The following is a 15,662-nucleotide window of genomic DNA, read 5'->3' as shown; positions in this document are numbered from 1 at the left end:
TGTAATTTGTGAAATGTTATAACATAACAATTAATTTGGCAAATAAAACCCACATGCATTCTTTCTAGTGAGTTTTACATCAAAAATTATCCAATCCCTTTTTAAACCTGTTGTATAAGGGCTGTCATTGAGGGAATAGTGTCTGCACAGATTAAATAATTTTTTCTATTGGAAGTGAAAAGGCATCGTAAGAACAAGTTTGACCCATGCCATTTTAAGGCATAAAATGGCATTCAGTGGTATGTATGGAGTAGATGATGACAACATTGGTAAAAAAACGGGTTCAATACACGGTTGATCAGGCAATTATGGAATCGGCAGAATACATTATGACAAAAGTTGGTCTGACGCCTGCCACTGTAATGAGCATGGTTTACGCTGAAATTGCACGAACTGGAAAAATACCTGTCACGACTCAAGTGAGTGACGAGGATTTGAATACAGCAAGATTAATCGCGATGAGCCATAATGTTCCTAGTGTAAAAGTGTCTAGCGCTGCGGATACTGCTGCTTTTTTAGAAGATGATGGCGGCTACTAATGACCCAACAACTCTATTGGGCTTATGTTGGCTTTACAGATATTGCCGAGGGTAAGACCAGACCTGTGTTGTATATTCGCCAAACGGACACCGACTATGCTGTATTCCGTTTAAGTAGTCAGTACGAAAATAAGTCTGCTTTTATTAAAAGCAAATATGTGGAAATTAAAAACTGGCAACAGGCTGGTTTAAAAAAGCCATCGTGGATTGATACAGTACAAACATATCAGCTGCCTATCCAAAAAACACAACTCACTTATATTGGACAACTGTCTGCCGATGATCTGGAATGCTTAATCAAACACCTTGAAATTCAATAATTTGAATTTCATCGTTTCAACTTGAAGGAATCGGTTTAGATAACAAAAAATCCTCCTACATTTGGGAGGATTTTTTGTCTGGATTATAATTTTAGTTACGGAGCATAAAACAGATTGGGCTTTATTTTCAGCATCCTTTGCTGAGTCCAAAGTTGAGTCTAAGCTCGCGGTGGAACCAACTCCTCAAAAATATCATTTAAATTATCATGTACTTTTAAATGAATTAAATTCCAATAATGCCCTGAAACAGTTCGATTCACCATTAAGGTATCGGGAGAAGGCTTAAACACATCCCAATATTTCAATGAACTTTTGACCAACTCAACGCCATCATGATGGGCAGAATTTTCAGCAAAATCATAATGTGTGGTTAGCGGACGCATCAGCACTTCTAACCATTGCAAATATAAATCTTCAGGGAATTTACCCAATGCAGAAATTGCCTGCAGTGCATCTAGATGCTGTTCAATTTCGGCAATATCTTGCGCACGCGCAGCATGAATCAGTTGTCGAAAATGATGCACTACATCATTCGATAGAGTTTTGACGCCGCCGTAATCATAAATCACCACAGAACCATCTTGGCGGAACGCAAAGTTGCCCGGATGCGGGTCGCAATGAAAGCGTTTTAAATAAAAGATTTCTTGACCCATGGCACGCAATAAACGTCGTCCCAAAGTGTTGCGGGTACGCTGTGACCATGTGCTTGCCGTTTCTATATTTTCACCTTGTTCCAAACTTAAGGTGAGAATATGCCGCGAAGAATAGTCTTTAAACACTTGTGGGATAATAATTTTATCATCCAAAGCCGCGTGAAAGGTACGCGCTACTTCTAGGTTTTGTGCCTCAATCTGGTAGTTCAGCTCATTGTCTAAACTTTCCTGAATTTCCTGAAATAGACGGTCTTGTAATTTACGGTCTATTTTAAGTACACCCATTAAACGCAGTGCCAAACGGACTTGTTTCAGGTCACTTTCGCAGGCTTCATCGACCCCAGGATATTGCACTTTGACCACCACTTGCTCGCCATTGGGTAAAATGGCTTTATGCACTTGCCCAATAGATGCGGCTGCAAACGGAGTTTCATCAAAGTGTTTAAAAATTTTGTCGAGCGGTTTACCGAGTTCTTTTTCAACTTGTGCCTTAATTTCAGCAAAAGGCATGGCAGGTGCTTGGCGCTGTAATTTACTGATGGCTTTGGCAACTTCAGGCGGAAAAATATCTTTATATTGCGAGGCAATTTGCCCGACTTTCATCACCGCACCTTTCATTTCGCCTAAGGTATCAGCAATTTGGATACCAATATCCTGAAACAATTGGCTGCGTGCCGCATTTTTTTGTTCTTCATCTGCGGTGAGGTTTTTAATCGAGTTCGATACCGTTTTGGTTGCAATACTTGCTGTCATGCTCGCAAGTTTCATAAAGCGACGACCAGGTGTACGCGCCGTTTTTGCCATGCGATGTTCCTCAAGATCATCTTTACTATCTTTTGATCATAAGTGTTCGTGAGCAAAATGCCTACTTTTAATTGTTAAAGTATTTTTTGATCACAAGACCCACGTGCCAAAACGTATTTTGGCATGTAGGTGAGTAGGCTGAGGTTTATGCTGTAAATTGGCGTTCCAGTCGTTGATTGTTGAAATATAAACGGGTCAGAAGTAACACACAGGCAATGCTTAAACCGACAATCAGCCCGACCCAAACCCCTGCAGCGCCCATACTGCTGTAACGAGTTAAATACACGCCAATGGGGAACGCCACAACCCAATAAGCAAGCATGGTAATCCACATTGGGCCCTGAGTGTCTTGCATGCCACGCAAACAACCTGCTGCGCTAATTTGCCATGCATCCATGAGTTGATAGGCAATCGCAAATAATAATAGAGACATCGTCACTTGCGCCACTTGCGGGTCGCGGGTGTAAATTGAAATGATTTCAGGACGGAAAAACCACATCAGCGTCATTGTAGAAAAGGCAAATACAGTTGCAGTTGCAAAGCCTAAGCCTTGTACTTTACGCATGGCGTGAATATTTTGTTCGCCATAATATGTGCCAATACGAATGGTCAGGGCAATTGCCAAAGACATGGGAATCATAAATAACTGAGATGTGACTGACATGGCAATTTGATGGGCTGCCAGTTTGGTTTCTCCCAAAGGACTGATTACAATGGCGGCAGTACTAAAAATACTCACTTCAAAGAAAATGGCTAAACCAATGGGCAGTCCTAACAGCAAAATACGTTTAATCCAGACCGCATCAATCGCTTCCCATTGGCTAAATACCGGCGTGCTTTGATAGGCGCGACTTTTAAAAATATAAAATGCCAAAGTTATGAACATTAACCATTGCAAAATGGCGGTGGCAAAACCGCAACCCGCACTGCCCAGTTCAGGCAGAGGCCCCCAGCCATACATAAACATAAAGTTCAGCGGAATCAATAAAACCAATGCCAACAGACTAATTACAGTCACAGGGCGTGGATAGCCCAGTGCTTCCGAATAACCGCGCAAAGCGGCATACATGGTCACGGCAGGCATCCCAAAACCAATGGCATGTAAAAATAAGCCTGCTTTGGGCTGTAAATTTTCAGGCACACCAAATAATGGCAATAGTGCAGGCATGAGCTGTAAAATCAGCCCTGCAATCACACCTAAAATAAACGCAATCCATAAAGACTGACGGGCGATGGTTGCAATTTTTTCTGGGGTACGCGCGCCTTTAGCCTCGGCGACTAAGGGTGTGGTAGCAATCATAATGCCACTGAACAGCAGCATAATGGGCATCCACAAACCGACCCCAACAGCAATAGCAGCTAAGTCGGTGGCAGACATGTGACCTGCCATAATGGTATCAATCAGACCTAAACCTGCTTGCGCAAATTGTGTGACCAAAATTGGAATCATCAGTTGAAAAAGCTGTTTTAATTCAAAACGGGTCGTGGTCACAGAATGTATATTTGACACAAAAAATCTCAATGCATGAGGTGCTTAGCGTTTGGGTATTAGCGTTGTAAAGTGAGAAGCACACCAATAAAAATCACCACGCTACCTAAAAGACGTTGCCAATTGATACTGACTTTTTCAGTGCCCAAGAACCCAAAATGATCAATCAGCATTGATGTGACCATTTGTCCAAAAATAATCACCCCAGATAAAGTGAGTAAACTTAGTTTTGGAGCACTATAAATACTCATGCTGATGGCATAAACCCCTAGACATCCGCCAATCCATAAATACCATGGGATGTTGAGCAAGGTGCTGAGGTTGGGTTTTTCGACTTGCTGAAAAAATACCAGTATGGCTAAAACTATTGTACCAACCAAAAAAGAGAAAAGGGCAGCTTGTAACGGAGAATATAAATATTCACGCAATTGGCTGTTGATTGCAGTTTGAAAGGCCATTGCAATCCCGATGCCCATCGCCAGTGGCAAAATTAAGAGTAATTGGCTGGATATCTTCATCATTTTCACATTTTTTCTTATTAAACAGATTCTAGTCTAAAGCAAATTCTAGGGAATACATCAGTGTCCTGCTGTAGTCATGTTAAAATCTGTATCACTGTTTTGATTTTGCATTGAGTCTGTCTTTGAATCCACTTCAACCCATTGATATTCCTTTATCTTTATATATTCACATGCCGTGGTGCGTGCGTAAGTGTCCGTATTGTGATTTTAATTCACATGCTGTGCCTGACGGTAAGTTGAGTTTAGATTTAGAACAGGAATATCTACAGGCTTTGCTGGAAGATTTTAAAACCCAGACTCAGTTTGCGCAGGGGCGGAAAATTCACAGTGTTTTTATTGGCGGTGGCACACCTTCGCTAATTTCAGCACAGGGGTATCAATGGTTATTTACACAGCTGAAAGCCGTGCTAGCTTTTGAAGATGACTGCGAAATTACGTTGGAAGCTAATCCGGGAACAGTGGAGCATGATCCCTTTGCAGATTATTTGGCTGCAGGCATTAACCGTTTGTCGATTGGCGTGCAGAGTTTTAATACTGAGCATTTAAAAAAATTAGGGCGTATTCATTCTAATGATGATGCGATTGCCGCAATTGGCTTGGCGCGTGAAGCGGGCTTTCAGCGAATTAATGTCGATTTAATGCATGGCTTGCCTGAACAGACTTTGCAGCAAGCACTGCAGGATTTAAAACTTGCAGTGGAACATGGTGCAACGCATATTTCATGGTATCAATTGACTATTGAGCCTAATACTATTTTTTTCCGCACTCAGCCAATTTTACCTGTAGATGATGTCTTGGAAGAAATTCAAGCGCAGGGTGAAGCCTATTTAACTGCGCAAGGTTTTGTGAATTATGAAGTGTCTGCATGGCGTAAAGAGTTGCCGTCTGCACATAATTTAAATTATTGGCAGTTTGGCGATTATTTGGCGATAGGTGCGGGGGCGCATGGCAAAGTGACTTTGCATGATGGTGTGTATCGCTTCCAAAAAACCCGTTTGCCGAAAGATTACTTAGCCAAAGTACCTGCGGAAAACTTGCAGTTTAAAGCAATTGCAGCCGATGAGTTGCCATTTGAATTTATGATGAATGCACTGCGCCTGAATGATGGGGTTGAGGCAAACTTGTATACTGCCCGCACAGGTTTAAACTTGGATGATTTGCAGGATATTTTAAATACATTGCGTCAGCGGCAATTGTTGCAGGATGATCCGAAGCGATTGGCATGTACTGCGCAAGGGCATGTGTTTTTAAATTCGGTGTTGGAAGCGTTTTTGTGATTTGAGTTCAGCTCAGGCATCTGTCCTAACGCTTATCGAATATTGTGCTAGAGCGACAGCTTGTGTCTTGCACTGCATGCTATTTAAGGTAAATTTTGTTATTGTAATGGCTTTGTTATTGTATCGCCTTGAAGGTTTGAGATGAACTCTACTAGTCCAAAAGTTTTAAAGGCTCATGGTGAATTAGTGGTAAACAAAGAGGAAAACCTTTCCCTCTTTGAATCAATCCCTTTTTATCCAGAATACCCAAGTAAATTTAAATTTATTGACCTATTCGCAGGAATTGGTGGATTTCGGCTAGCGTTACAAAATCTTGGTGGCGAGTGCGTATTTTCATCAGAAATAGACCTATATGCCCAAAAAACATATTCCGTCAATTTTGGTGAAACGCCTTATGGTGATATCACTTTAGAGTCTACTAAAAATGCGATACCTGATCATTTCGATATTTTATGTGGAGGCTTCCCTTGTCAGGCTTTTTCAATTGCAGGTAAAAGATCTGGATTTGAAGATACACGCGGTACGCTATTTTTTGACGTTGCGGATATTATAAAACGGAAACAACCTAAAGCTTTCTTTTTAGAAAATGTTAAAGGCTTAATTAGTCATGATAAGGGAAATACACTTAAAACTATTTTAAAAACATTAAGAGATGATTTAGGTTACTACGTTGCTGAGCCTCAAATTATAAATGCTAAAGATTTTGGTGTTCCCCAAAATAGAGAGCGAATTTTTATTGTAGGCTTCCATAAAGATACTGGAATTCAAAATTTCTCTTATCCACAACCATTAAATAAAAAAACCTGTTTTGCCGATATAAAGGAAACTCAGGTTGTACCTACTAAATATTACTTATCTACACAGTATTTAGATACCTTGGAAAAGCATAAAGCTCGACATGAAAATAAAGGAAATGGTTTTGGTTACGCTATTATTCCAGATCACGCAATTGCCAATGCCATAGTTGTAGGTGGAATGGGGAGAGAGCGTAATTTAGTTATAGATCATAGAATTACAGACTTTACTCCAACTACTAGAATTAAAGGAGAGGTAAATCGGAAAGGTATTCGGAAAATGACGCCAAGAGAATGGGCACGGTTGCAGGGGTTTCCAGATCATTTCAAAATCGTGGTTTCAGATGCCTCAGCCTATAAACAATTTGGAAATTCTGTTGCTATTCCAGCGATACAGGCAACTGCAAAAGAAATATTAAAAGCATTGAAGATTGGTGAGTATGATTACAGCAAATAAGGGGGAATGGAGTGAACTCTATGCCCTTTTTAAATTACTATGTGATGGGGAGTTAAGTGCGGGTGATGAAAACTTAAATAAAATAAATAATTTAATTTATCCTGTAATTAGAATTTTACGTCAAGAACATCATCATTTATTCACTTATGTACCGCATAAATCAGAGGGTATAGTAGAGATTTTGCGGGGTGAAGATGTTTTTCAGATACCATTACAGGAACTCAGAGATATTACTCAGTTTTTGCTGGCAGAATTACAGAAAAAGCAAACGGCATCATTTACTATTCCAGATGTGGAAAACTTTATATCCAGATACCAATCAAATAAGATTAAAGCAAAATCTAGTGCGAAAAGTGATATTAGAATCGTAATTTATGATGCAAAAATTGGAACAATGCCTGAATTGGGATTTAGCATAAAGTCAAAATTAGGTAAACCATCCACATTGTTAAATGCAGGAAAGACAACAAATTTTATTTTTGAAATAAAAAATATTTGCCTAACCGAAAAAGAGATTGAAGATTTTAATCAGCTTGCATTGCCACAACCAATTATTAAATCTCGTATAGCACATTTAAAAATGTTGGGAGCCGATATTAAATTTTCCCATTTAAATAATGCTGTATTTGAGAATAATTTAATTTTGTTGGATAGTTTACTACCAAAAATTATGGCAGAAGCTATATTTAAATATTACACATCAACTCTTAATTCAGTTAAAGATATTTTTAATGAAATTTCTTATGAAAATCCAATGAAATATTCTTTTGAACATCAGCATCCTTTTTATCAGTTTAAAATTAAAAAATTATTGTGTGAAATAGCAATTGGAATGATGCCTGGTACAGTTTGGACAGGTAACGAAATTGATTCTACAGGTGGATATTTAGTAATTAAAGAAGATGGCGAGATCATTTGCTATCATCTGTATCATCGCCATGAATTTGAAGAGTATTTATACAATAATACAAAGTTTGAGATGGCAAGTAAAACCAAGCATGATTTTGGTCAATTATTTCTAAAGGACAATAAATTGTATCTGTCTTTAAATCTACAAATTCGCTTTAAATGATTAAAAATATATCTTTTATCTTAATATAGTTTGAACTTTTGATTCAATTTTCATAATAAAACTCAAATAGGATAATTTTAAATGGATTTAAAAACGTTTGAGTTACTTGCCCGCTATAATCTTTGGGCAACTCAAAAACTAAATCAGACTTTGCTATTGGTTTCAGATGATGATTTTTTCTTGGATCAGGGCTTATATTTTAAAAGTATTTTTGGCACTCTGAATCACTTGTTGGTCGGTGAGCATCATTTGTGGTTTCCACGTTTTGCTTTGCACCACTCACCAATTTTGCCATTAGATAGTATTGTGGAAACCAACAGAACACAGCTTGTTGAGCAACTTGAAAAGAAGGCTGAAAACTGGATTTATTTTTTAAATCAGGTGGATGAGAAAGTTTTTCATCAAGAGCTGCACTATAAAACATCAACTGGCGTGGAGATGCACTTACCCTATGCTGCAACCCTAATGCATGTGTTCAATCATGCAACTCATCATCGTGGGCAAATTACCGCGGCTTTAACCGCAATGGGATATGTCTGTCTTGAGCTTGATTTAATTTATATGTTGCTAGAAGACAAGGCTAAGAAGCGAATTGAATGAAACGACTAGAAATTTTATGTCTAGTGATTTTAATTTTTCTGATTTTATATCTGATTCAGTGGGTATTTCATGGTTTTCCAACAGCACATTAAAAGTAATTTTAATTGATGTGTAGATTCGAGTACTGACTTTCTGAAGTAAACACCAAAAGAGCGCATTACGCGCTCTTTTGATTTACATCTGCTTAGAATATTTTAGTAGTCAAAACTAAAATGTTCTGGTGCTAATGCAGTCATGGTTTTAGATGGATTGACCATTGCTTCTGCATGACCTTGGGTACGTGGCAATAAACGCTCAAAGTAGAAATCTGCAACTTTGATTTTGGCTTTATAGAACTCAGGTGTTTCCTGACCATTGCCTTCAGCCAATTTGGTCGAAGCCACAGCCGCTTGTTGCGCCCAGAAATAAGCCATCATGACATAACCAGAGAACATCAAGAAGTCTACTGAAGCACTGGATACGATGTCACGGTCTTTACGTGCTGCCAACATAATGCGCACGGTTAATGCGTTCCATTGAGCACATAGCTTGGTTAAGTCCCATGCAAAACGACGCATGTATTTGTTACGTGCATGCTGACCACAGAATTTCAAAATTTCAGCGGTGTAGTCACGAATCACTTTGCCCTTAGAGCTTAACAACACTTTGCGACCAATCAAGTCGAGCGCCTGAACGCCAGTTGTACCTTCATACAGGGTAGAAATACGTGAATCACGTACAATTTGCTCCATGCCCCATTCTTTAATATAGCCATGACCGCCGTACACTTGCATGCCGTGGTTGGCAGCTTCATAACCCATTTCAGTTAAGAAGCCTTTTAAGATTGGGGTATAGAAACCTAAATGGTCATCATGCGCTTCAAAAGCTGCAGTATCACCACGCATTAAAGCGTCGTTCATTTTATCTGCCAATTGTGCAGCATGATAAATCATGGCACGACCACCTTCTGCCACGGCTTTTTGCGTTAAGAGCATACGACGTACATCGGCGTGGTGAATGATTGCATCAGCTACTTTTTCAGGGTCTTTTTTACCTGAAAGCGCACGCATTGACATACGTTCTTTGGCATACGGTAATGCACCTTGGAATGCCAATTCTGCATGGCAAATCCCCTGAATTGCTGTACCAATACGTGCAGTATTCATAAAGGTAAACATGGCATGTAAGCCTTTGTTTGGTTCACCAATCAAATAACCCACGGCATTGTCAAAGTTCAGGACTGCAGTTGCAGACGCGCGAATCCCCATTTTGTGTTCAATAGAGCCACAAGTGACAGGATTACGCTCACCCACCGTACCTTCTGCTGTTGGCAAGAATTTCGGTACGATAAATAATGAAATACCTTTTGTGCCTGCAGGCGCATCTGGGAGGCGTGCTAACACAATATGAATGATGTTTTCAGTCAGGTCATGTTCGCCTGCAGAAATAAAGATTTTGGTACCTGAAATCGCATACGTACCATCGGCTTGTGGTTCTGCTTTGGTTTTTACCTGACCTAAGTCGGTACCACATTGTGGTTCAGTCAAACACATGGTGCCTGACCAAGTACCTGCAACCAAGTGCGGTAAATAGGTATCTTTTTGCGCGTCTGTACCAAATTGCATAATGGTGTTGATACAACCCACGCTTAAACCTGGATACATTTGGAATGACCAGTTTGCTGTACCCATCATTTCAGATTTGATGAGGTTTAGCGACATTGGCAGGTTTTGACCGCCGTATTGTTCAGGGTAAGACAGACCTTGCCAGCCACCTTGCACAAATTGGTCATAGGCTTCTTTAAAGCCTTTCGGTGTGGTCACATTGCCATTTTCAAAATGACAGCCTTCTTCATCGCCTGATTGATTAAGAGGAGAAAGTACATTTTCACAGAAATCTGCTGCACCTTCCAAAATCATATCGACTGTATCTGCGTCCGCAAGTTCACCGTTAGAAAGATTTTTGTAGTGGGTCGGGTAATCAAGCACTTCGTTCATTAAGAAACGAATATCGTGTAATGGGGCTTTATATGCTGGCATAGTCTTAATCCTAATTTAGAAATAGTTTTGGATTATCTGTATCGATATGTTGATTATTCACACTCATGATCAAAAAACATTGATAAGAATAGCGAATAAAAATGTCAGAAATGCGAATAGTGAAAATTATTCACCTTACAAAAACGAATGAAGTGTTATGTTACAATGTATCATAATCTATATGTTTGAACAGACCAATCTATAATGAATATAAGGTGTTTAGCAATGAAGATACAATTAAAATATTTATCTTTATGTCTTTTTAGTTTAGCTGCTACAGGTTGTTCGCAGCATGTCATTAAGACCAATTCCAATCAGACGGCAAGTATAGAACAAAAGGCAATTACAGGGTTAAATGCCATCTTTGAAACGCCAAGTTATGACTTTCAGGGCAAATTACGGGTACAGAGCAATTTAGTTGAAGCAATACCAAAAGTAGCGGATGCTGCTCCTGCTACACTCGATCCTGTACTTAAAAAGCAATTAGATCAGTATTTAAAACAGCAAAAAGTCCGTTTAAGTACACAAGAAAAACAAAACTTATATACGGCAATGGCTAAGGAACAAAACTCTGCTTCCTATGCTGCAGGGGCAATCGAAAAATCGAGTCCTTTTAATTTTCTGTTGAATGTATTGAATGATACTGAGTTTAGCTACGATGGCTCGGTGCATTATCGGCAAAAAATTGCTGCTTTGAATGTGGCAGCACGCTATGAAAAACCGACACTTTTGGTGCAAATGAAAGTACCGATGGTGGTCGATTTTAATGAATATAAGTTCTATACCAACTATTTTTCTTTGTTGCCTTATTTGGTGAATAAAGACAGTCAAAATGACTTTGCCTATATCGACTTTTCTAAATACAAAGCCGATTTTGAGCGGATTAAAGTGGCACAATTTGCCGAATACTTAAAAGCCATGAATGCGGTGCCGTATGTATTGGCAGATTCTAAACATATTCAAAAGTTATCTTTAACTGCACAAGACCGTCAGCAAAAAATTAGTGAAAAAATTCGTTTGAACAGTAGTTTGGAAGATATGTTGCTGCAGCTTGCCATGTTTGATCAGGTCAATGCACCGTATTTGCAACAGACTGTATTGGGGCAGGCGACCACAACCGAAGATGCTGCTGAACAAGCTGAAATTACGCAAGATACATCGGCCAAAGAAAGTGTTGAAGACTACTTGAAACACAATGAAACTGCTGAAGATTATGGCATGAGCCAAGAGGCTTTTGTGGCGTATCAAGCCACCCTTGCTTTACGTGATTTGGTCAGTCAGAAATTTTATGCAACTGAAACGACAGTGAGTAATGTGGCAGATTATTCAGCAGATGCCAGTGAAGATGCCATGATCGCAGCTGAACAAGCCGTTGAAGCGGCTGCTGAGCAGGCAGAAGATTCAGCAAGCACCGCAAGTATGCTAAGCGAACAAGACTGTCAGCGTTTGATCGAAACAGCAAAAACAGCCAAAGTTGGAGATTTAACCTACTGTGCTTATGCCTATGAATTAGAAGCATTTAGCCCAAGTCGTGCTGAGCAGGCACAATCGGTTTTAGATGAGCACTTTGCTTCACCGCAAGAAAAGCTAGCTAAAGTTTTTGAACCATACCGTTCGGAACAATTGGTCGATGCCGCCGCTTTTGCAGCTTTGTGGCAAAAACATCAGGCTGAAATTCAGCAGATTATGAACGCTACACCTAAAGATAAAAAAACACCGATTCAAATTGATGTGGCTTTAGATGATCAGGGGCGTGCTGCAAAAATTGATTATGCGTTGCAATTTAAACGCGAAAATTACGGCACAATTCATGTGTATAACGATGTCAGCATTGCGAATTATGGGCAAGCCAGCAAAATTGACCGTAGTGCGCTGCGTCAAGCCAAATCCATTCAAGAGGTCAGCAAAGACTCAATTTTAGAAAAATGGGTGACAAATTTAGGGCGGACTTTGGAGCAGGAAACTGCAGAAAATAAAGATAAGACCACTGTAAAACCTGCCTTAAGTTATGATGAAGAATTGGCGCAGTTGGCGCAAAAAACCTATCAACAAACAGAATCTTTTAGTCAGACTTATCAGACTTTATTTTTAGTGCACATGGCAGCAGAGCAAAGTACGTGGGTAAAAAATCTTAGTCCACAAACCTTGCAGGAAATGGCAGAAGTGTATGCCTATTGGTTCAGTGATGAGCGCTACTATGACCCGAAAGGTGCCGCGCTAAAACGGATTGAAGCTTTACAAGCCAAGCATCATTTAGAAGAAGATGAGCAATTCAATAATGCAATTGGTCGTTGTATCAATAATTTGACTGAAGATGCAGTCGATGAAAATAAAGTCGCACTTGAATGGCGTAAGCTGAAACAGCAGTACAAGCAACCACAACAGATATTTGCTCAGCAATATTTAAAAGCCTATGAAGCAGCTTATGATTGGGATGTGCCTGACTTGGAGAATTTAAAGAAAACGGCACACATTTTGGGGCAGACGTATGTTGATCGTCAGCAGGGCAAATTGAGCCAAAATTCAATTCGCACTTTAACTGAAGATCAGGCTGAACAGATTGATTATGAGTTATATATGGATGTGTATGAAGATATGCAGAAATTTGTAAAATAAACCGTGGGTGAAAAATGGGCAATCAGCGTTCAACAAGATTGCCCAGTTTAAATAAAAAAATAGCCCTTTGCTGCTCAAGGGCTATTTTTATTTGGTGATGATTTAGAGGAAATCTTTTAATTCAGGTTTCACGCCATTCCAAATATAAAAAGATTCAATCGCCTGTCCGACCAGCATGCCAAAACCTTCCGATGTCGGTACGCCACGCGCTTTGGCTTGTTCTAAAAAGCTCGAAGGTTTGCCATAAGCCATTTCATAAGCAAAATTAAACTGCAAACACTCAGGCAAGGTGAGGGCATCTCCCGTTAAGCTGGCAGACGTCGCATTAATGGCTAAATCAAATTGACCTATTAAATCGGTAAGTGCCATGGCTTGTAATTCTGCTTGCGGTACGGCAGCTTGTAGGTCAGCAACCAGTTGTTCAGCACGGGCAAGGGTGCGGTTGGCAATCACAATTTTTTTTGCGCCTGCTTGTACCAACGGATAAATTACCCCGCGGGTTGCACCACCAGCGCCAATAATCAAAATATCACTGTGCTCTAAATTCCAGCCCAAAGCACGAATGGCATCAACCAAACCCTGACCATCGGTATTGTCGCCATGCAAAACACCATCTTGCATCCACAAGGTATTGACTGCTTTGGCAATTTTGGCACGTTCGGTTAATACGCCACATTGGGCAAATGCTTGCTCTTTAAAAGGCACGGTTACATTCATGCCTACACCGCCCTGATTAAAAAAGTCTGCAACACTGTCTCTAAAACCATCAAGAGGGGCAAGGCGTTTGCTGTATTGCAGGTCAATGCCTGTTTTTTCTGCAAAGGCATGATGCAGTTCAGGAGAACGTGATTGTTCAATTGGGTTGCCAATCACGGCAAATTGTTTGCGCATTTGCCAAAATCCATGTGCTGAAATGTGCATCAATATACGTCAAATTCAGCGCGGACTAAAGCCTATGGCGGTATAAAACGGTGGGAGTCTTTGGACTTAAGGATTACAAATCTCTAAAACGGTTTCTAATACCAAAATAGTGGCAATCACGAACATGGCAATGCCCGCTAAAATGCTGCTACTAATGGCTAAGCCATCTGAAAGATGACTTTCAAAAATAAAGGTCATGCAAATTGAGCCAAGTAACATGGCAAAGGTTGCCCAAAATAAAAAGATTTTGTGTTTGAACAGCGGGCTAAACATGCGGATCTCCTGACAGATGTGGCGCAGTGTGACATAAGGCTTTGACAGTTTGATGAATTCGCCTTTGACTCATGGTTTGATGTATGGATAGTTAAATCCTATTTGTGCATGGTCGAATAGGGTGCGCGGTCACATCATCTATTAAAATCCATCCGCACTATCATGACAGTTAATTCATGCTGTGCATATTTATTGATTTGAAAATAAGCAATAAAGTTTGTAAGTAAAAAAGCGATTCGTGGAAGAATCGCTTTTTTGAACCTTGAATGTGATCTTTTTTACACTGCGATGTAGCAAGGTTTCACCAGTCGCGAGCTTTAACTCGTCTTGAGATTTAACCAATCGCGTGGTTTTAAATAATAGTCAGTGAGTTTTTTCTCTGCGGAATCTTCTGCCCATTCAGGACGGTACGACCATCCCGCCAAGTTCGGTAAGCTGACTAAAATGGACTCAATCCGTCCACCTGTCTGCAAGCCAAATAAAGTGCCACGGTCATAGACCAGATTGTATTCCACATAACGTCCACGACGGTAAAGCTGGAACTCACGTTGTGCTTCGGTATAGGCTTTGTCACGATTACGCTCAAAAATAGGCAGAATTGCAGCCAAATAACCATTACCCACCGCCTGAATATAGTTGAAACAGGTGTCAAAGTCCCATTGATTCAGATCATCAAAAAATAAACCACCCACGCCACGCTGTTCATCACGGTGCTTTAAATAAAAATAGTCATCACACCATTGTTTATGTTCTGCATAGACTTGATCGCCAAAAGGCGCACATAAGTCATGTGCTGTTTGGTGCCATGCCAACACATCTTCATCATTTGGATAAAATGGTGTCAGGTCAAAACCACCACCAAACCACCAAATTGGCGGTTGTCCTTCAGGTTCAGCGACAAATAAACGCACATTGGCGTGCGAGGTGGGTACATGCGGGTTTTTCGGGTGAATTACCAATGATACACCCATCGCTTGCGCAGGTGCGCCTGCAATATTGGGATGACGCTCAGTTGCAGAAGCAGGCAGTTTGGAAATATTGATATGCGAAAACATCACCCCGCCTTTTTCAATGACTGTACCGTTTTGTAAGACACGGGAACGACCACCGCCACCTTCAGGACGTTGCCAGTCATCAATTTCAAACTGTGCGCTTCCGCCACCTGCCTGTTCTTGTTGTTCTAAAGCCGCACAAATTCGCGCCTGCAAATCGAGAAGAAATTCACGTACACGTTGAATATCCGCGTGAGTAGGATGCGACATGGCCACCTCAGGATAAAAATAAAATGGCTTACATCAAAACATAAAA

14 protein-coding genes are annotated in these 15,662 nt (G+C 40.3%); 7 read left to right on the top strand and 7 right to left on the bottom strand.

The window, feature by feature from the left end; all coding sequences use genetic code 11:
- Positions 1–257 precede the first annotated feature (257 nt).
- Both J4G44_RS01185 and J4G44_RS01180 read left to right on the top strand, forming a co-directional pair.
- Positions 258–539, top strand: a complete 282-nt coding sequence (locus J4G44_RS01185; RefSeq protein WP_136144463.1) for a type II toxin-antitoxin system RelB/DinJ family antitoxin — start codon at positions 258–260, stop codon at positions 537–539.
- Positions 539–859 carry a type II toxin-antitoxin system PemK/MazF family toxin gene (locus tag J4G44_RS01180; RefSeq protein WP_207973764.1) on the top strand — a complete coding sequence of 107 codons (321 nt, stop codon included), beginning with the start codon at positions 539–541 and terminating at the stop codon, positions 857–859. Before J4G44_RS01185 ends, J4G44_RS01180 begins: the two co-directional genes overlap by 1 nt.
- 158 nt (positions 860–1,017) lie before the next feature.
- Here the strand turns inward: J4G44_RS01180 and J4G44_RS01175 are convergent, their stop codons facing one another.
- The 3 genes from J4G44_RS01175 to J4G44_RS01165 form a co-directional block, all read right to left on the bottom strand.
- Positions 1,018–2,316, bottom strand: coding sequence for an ABC1 kinase family protein (locus tag J4G44_RS01175; protein WP_004974602.1), 1,299 nt, complete (start codon positions 2,314–2,316; stop codon positions 1,018–1,020).
- A gap of 145 nt (positions 2,317–2,461) precedes the next feature.
- On the bottom strand, positions 2,462–3,826 hold the full coding sequence (locus tag J4G44_RS01170; RefSeq protein ID WP_275945553.1) for an MATE family efflux transporter: 1,365 nt from the start codon (positions 3,824–3,826) through the stop codon (positions 2,462–2,464).
- A gap of 38 nt (positions 3,827–3,864) precedes the next feature.
- On the bottom strand, positions 3,865–4,326 hold the full coding sequence (locus tag J4G44_RS01165; RefSeq protein ID WP_131260603.1) for a DMT family transporter: 462 nt from the start codon (positions 4,324–4,326) through the stop codon (positions 3,865–3,867).
- Between the two features lie 170 nt (positions 4,327–4,496).
- Between J4G44_RS01165 and hemW the strand changes: the two genes are divergently transcribed.
- The 4 genes from hemW to J4G44_RS01145 all read left to right on the top strand — a co-directional run bounded on the left by hemW (position 4,497) and on the right by J4G44_RS01145 (position 8,526).
- A complete protein-coding gene (gene hemW / locus J4G44_RS01160) occupies positions 4,497–5,603 on the top strand; it encodes a radical SAM family heme chaperone HemW (RefSeq protein WP_265738107.1) in 1,107 nt (368 codons plus the stop codon).
- Between the two features lie 141 nt (positions 5,604–5,744).
- Positions 5,745–6,854, top strand: a complete 1,110-nt coding sequence (locus J4G44_RS01155; RefSeq protein WP_004974609.1) for a DNA cytosine methyltransferase — start codon at positions 5,745–5,747, stop codon at positions 6,852–6,854.
- Positions 6,838–7,926 carry an HpaII family restriction endonuclease gene (locus J4G44_RS01150; RefSeq protein ID WP_131260601.1) on the top strand — a complete coding sequence of 363 codons (1,089 nt, stop codon included), beginning with the start codon at positions 6,838–6,840 and terminating at the stop codon, positions 7,924–7,926. Before J4G44_RS01155 ends, J4G44_RS01150 begins: the two co-directional genes overlap by 17 nt.
- Before the next feature lie 81 nt (positions 7,927–8,007).
- Entirely contained in the window at positions 8,008–8,526 is a 519-nt protein-coding gene (locus tag J4G44_RS01145; protein WP_179989894.1) for a DinB family protein, read from the top strand.
- Between the two features lie 194 nt (positions 8,527–8,720).
- Here J4G44_RS01145 and J4G44_RS01140 read toward each other — a convergent pair whose 3' ends face one another.
- Complete coding sequence (locus J4G44_RS01140; RefSeq protein WP_004974621.1) at positions 8,721–10,544, bottom strand: acyl-CoA dehydrogenase C-terminal domain-containing protein; 1,824 nt, start codon at positions 10,542–10,544, stop codon at positions 8,721–8,723.
- A gap of 225 nt (positions 10,545–10,769) precedes the next feature.
- Between J4G44_RS01140 and J4G44_RS01135 the strand changes: the two genes are divergently transcribed.
- Positions 10,770–13,160 carry a hypothetical protein gene (locus J4G44_RS01135; RefSeq protein ID WP_180160787.1) on the top strand — a complete coding sequence of 797 codons (2,391 nt, stop codon included), beginning with the start codon at positions 10,770–10,772 and terminating at the stop codon, positions 13,158–13,160.
- Positions 13,161–13,262: 102 nt separating this feature from the next.
- On the opposite strand, the gene aroE is transcribed toward J4G44_RS01135, so the two are convergent.
- The 3 genes from aroE to hemF form a co-directional block, all read right to left on the bottom strand.
- Positions 13,263–14,051, bottom strand: coding sequence for a shikimate dehydrogenase (gene aroE / locus J4G44_RS01130; RefSeq protein ID WP_167846346.1), 789 nt, complete (start codon positions 14,049–14,051; stop codon positions 13,263–13,265).
- A 96-nt stretch (positions 14,052–14,147) separates the two neighbouring features.
- Positions 14,148–14,354, bottom strand: a complete 207-nt coding sequence (locus J4G44_RS01125; RefSeq protein ID WP_004974627.1) for a hypothetical protein — start codon at positions 14,352–14,354, stop codon at positions 14,148–14,150.
- 317 nt (positions 14,355–14,671) lie between these two features.
- The gene (hemF, locus tag J4G44_RS01120) at positions 14,672–15,616 is read right to left on the bottom strand and encodes an oxygen-dependent coproporphyrinogen oxidase (RefSeq protein WP_131260599.1); all 945 of its coding nucleotides are present in this window, start codon (positions 15,614–15,616) and stop codon (positions 14,672–14,674) included.
- Between the last annotated feature and the right edge of the window lie 46 nt (positions 15,617–15,662).

The organism is Acinetobacter towneri (assembly GCF_017498585.1).
Classification (GTDB): domain Bacteria; phylum Pseudomonadota; class Gammaproteobacteria; order Pseudomonadales; family Moraxellaceae; genus Acinetobacter; species Acinetobacter towneri.
Note: the sequence above shows the minus strand (reverse complement) of the source record. Positions and strands in the feature narration are given on the sequence as shown.

Coding starts and splice junctions, on each gene's coding strand:
- J4G44_RS01180 (WP_207973764.1), top strand. CDS start 539: ATGACCCAACAACTCTATTGGGCTTATGTTGGCTTTACAGATATTGCC.
- J4G44_RS01175 (WP_004974602.1), bottom strand. CDS start 2,316: ATGGCAAAAACGGCGCGTACACCTGGTCGTCGCTTTATGAAACTTGCG.
- J4G44_RS01150 (WP_131260601.1), top strand. CDS start 6,838: ATGATTACAGCAAATAAGGGGGAATGGAGTGAACTCTATGCCCTTTTT.
- J4G44_RS01155 (WP_004974609.1), top strand. CDS start 5,745: ATGAACTCTACTAGTCCAAAAGTTTTAAAGGCTCATGGTGAATTAGTG.
- J4G44_RS01125 (WP_004974627.1), bottom strand. CDS start 14,354: ATGTTTAGCCCGCTGTTCAAACACAAAATCTTTTTATTTTGGGCAACC.
- J4G44_RS01145 (WP_179989894.1), top strand. CDS start 8,008: ATGGATTTAAAAACGTTTGAGTTACTTGCCCGCTATAATCTTTGGGCA.
- hemF (WP_131260599.1), bottom strand. CDS start 15,616: ATGTCGCATCCTACTCACGCGGATATTCAACGTGTACGTGAATTTCTT.
- J4G44_RS01185 (WP_136144463.1), top strand. CDS start 258: ATGACAACATTGGTAAAAAAACGGGTTCAATACACGGTTGATCAGGCA.
- aroE (WP_167846346.1), bottom strand. CDS start 14,051: ATGCGCAAACAATTTGCCGTGATTGGCAACCCAATTGAACAATCACGT.
- J4G44_RS01135 (WP_180160787.1), top strand. CDS start 10,770: ATGAAGATACAATTAAAATATTTATCTTTATGTCTTTTTAGTTTAGCT.
- J4G44_RS01165 (WP_131260603.1), bottom strand. CDS start 4,326: ATGATGAAGATATCCAGCCAATTACTCTTAATTTTGCCACTGGCGATG.
- J4G44_RS01140 (WP_004974621.1), bottom strand. CDS start 10,544: ATGCCAGCATATAAAGCCCCATTACACGATATTCGTTTCTTAATGAAC.
- hemW (WP_265738107.1), top strand. CDS start 4,497: ATGCCGTGGTGCGTGCGTAAGTGTCCGTATTGTGATTTTAATTCACAT.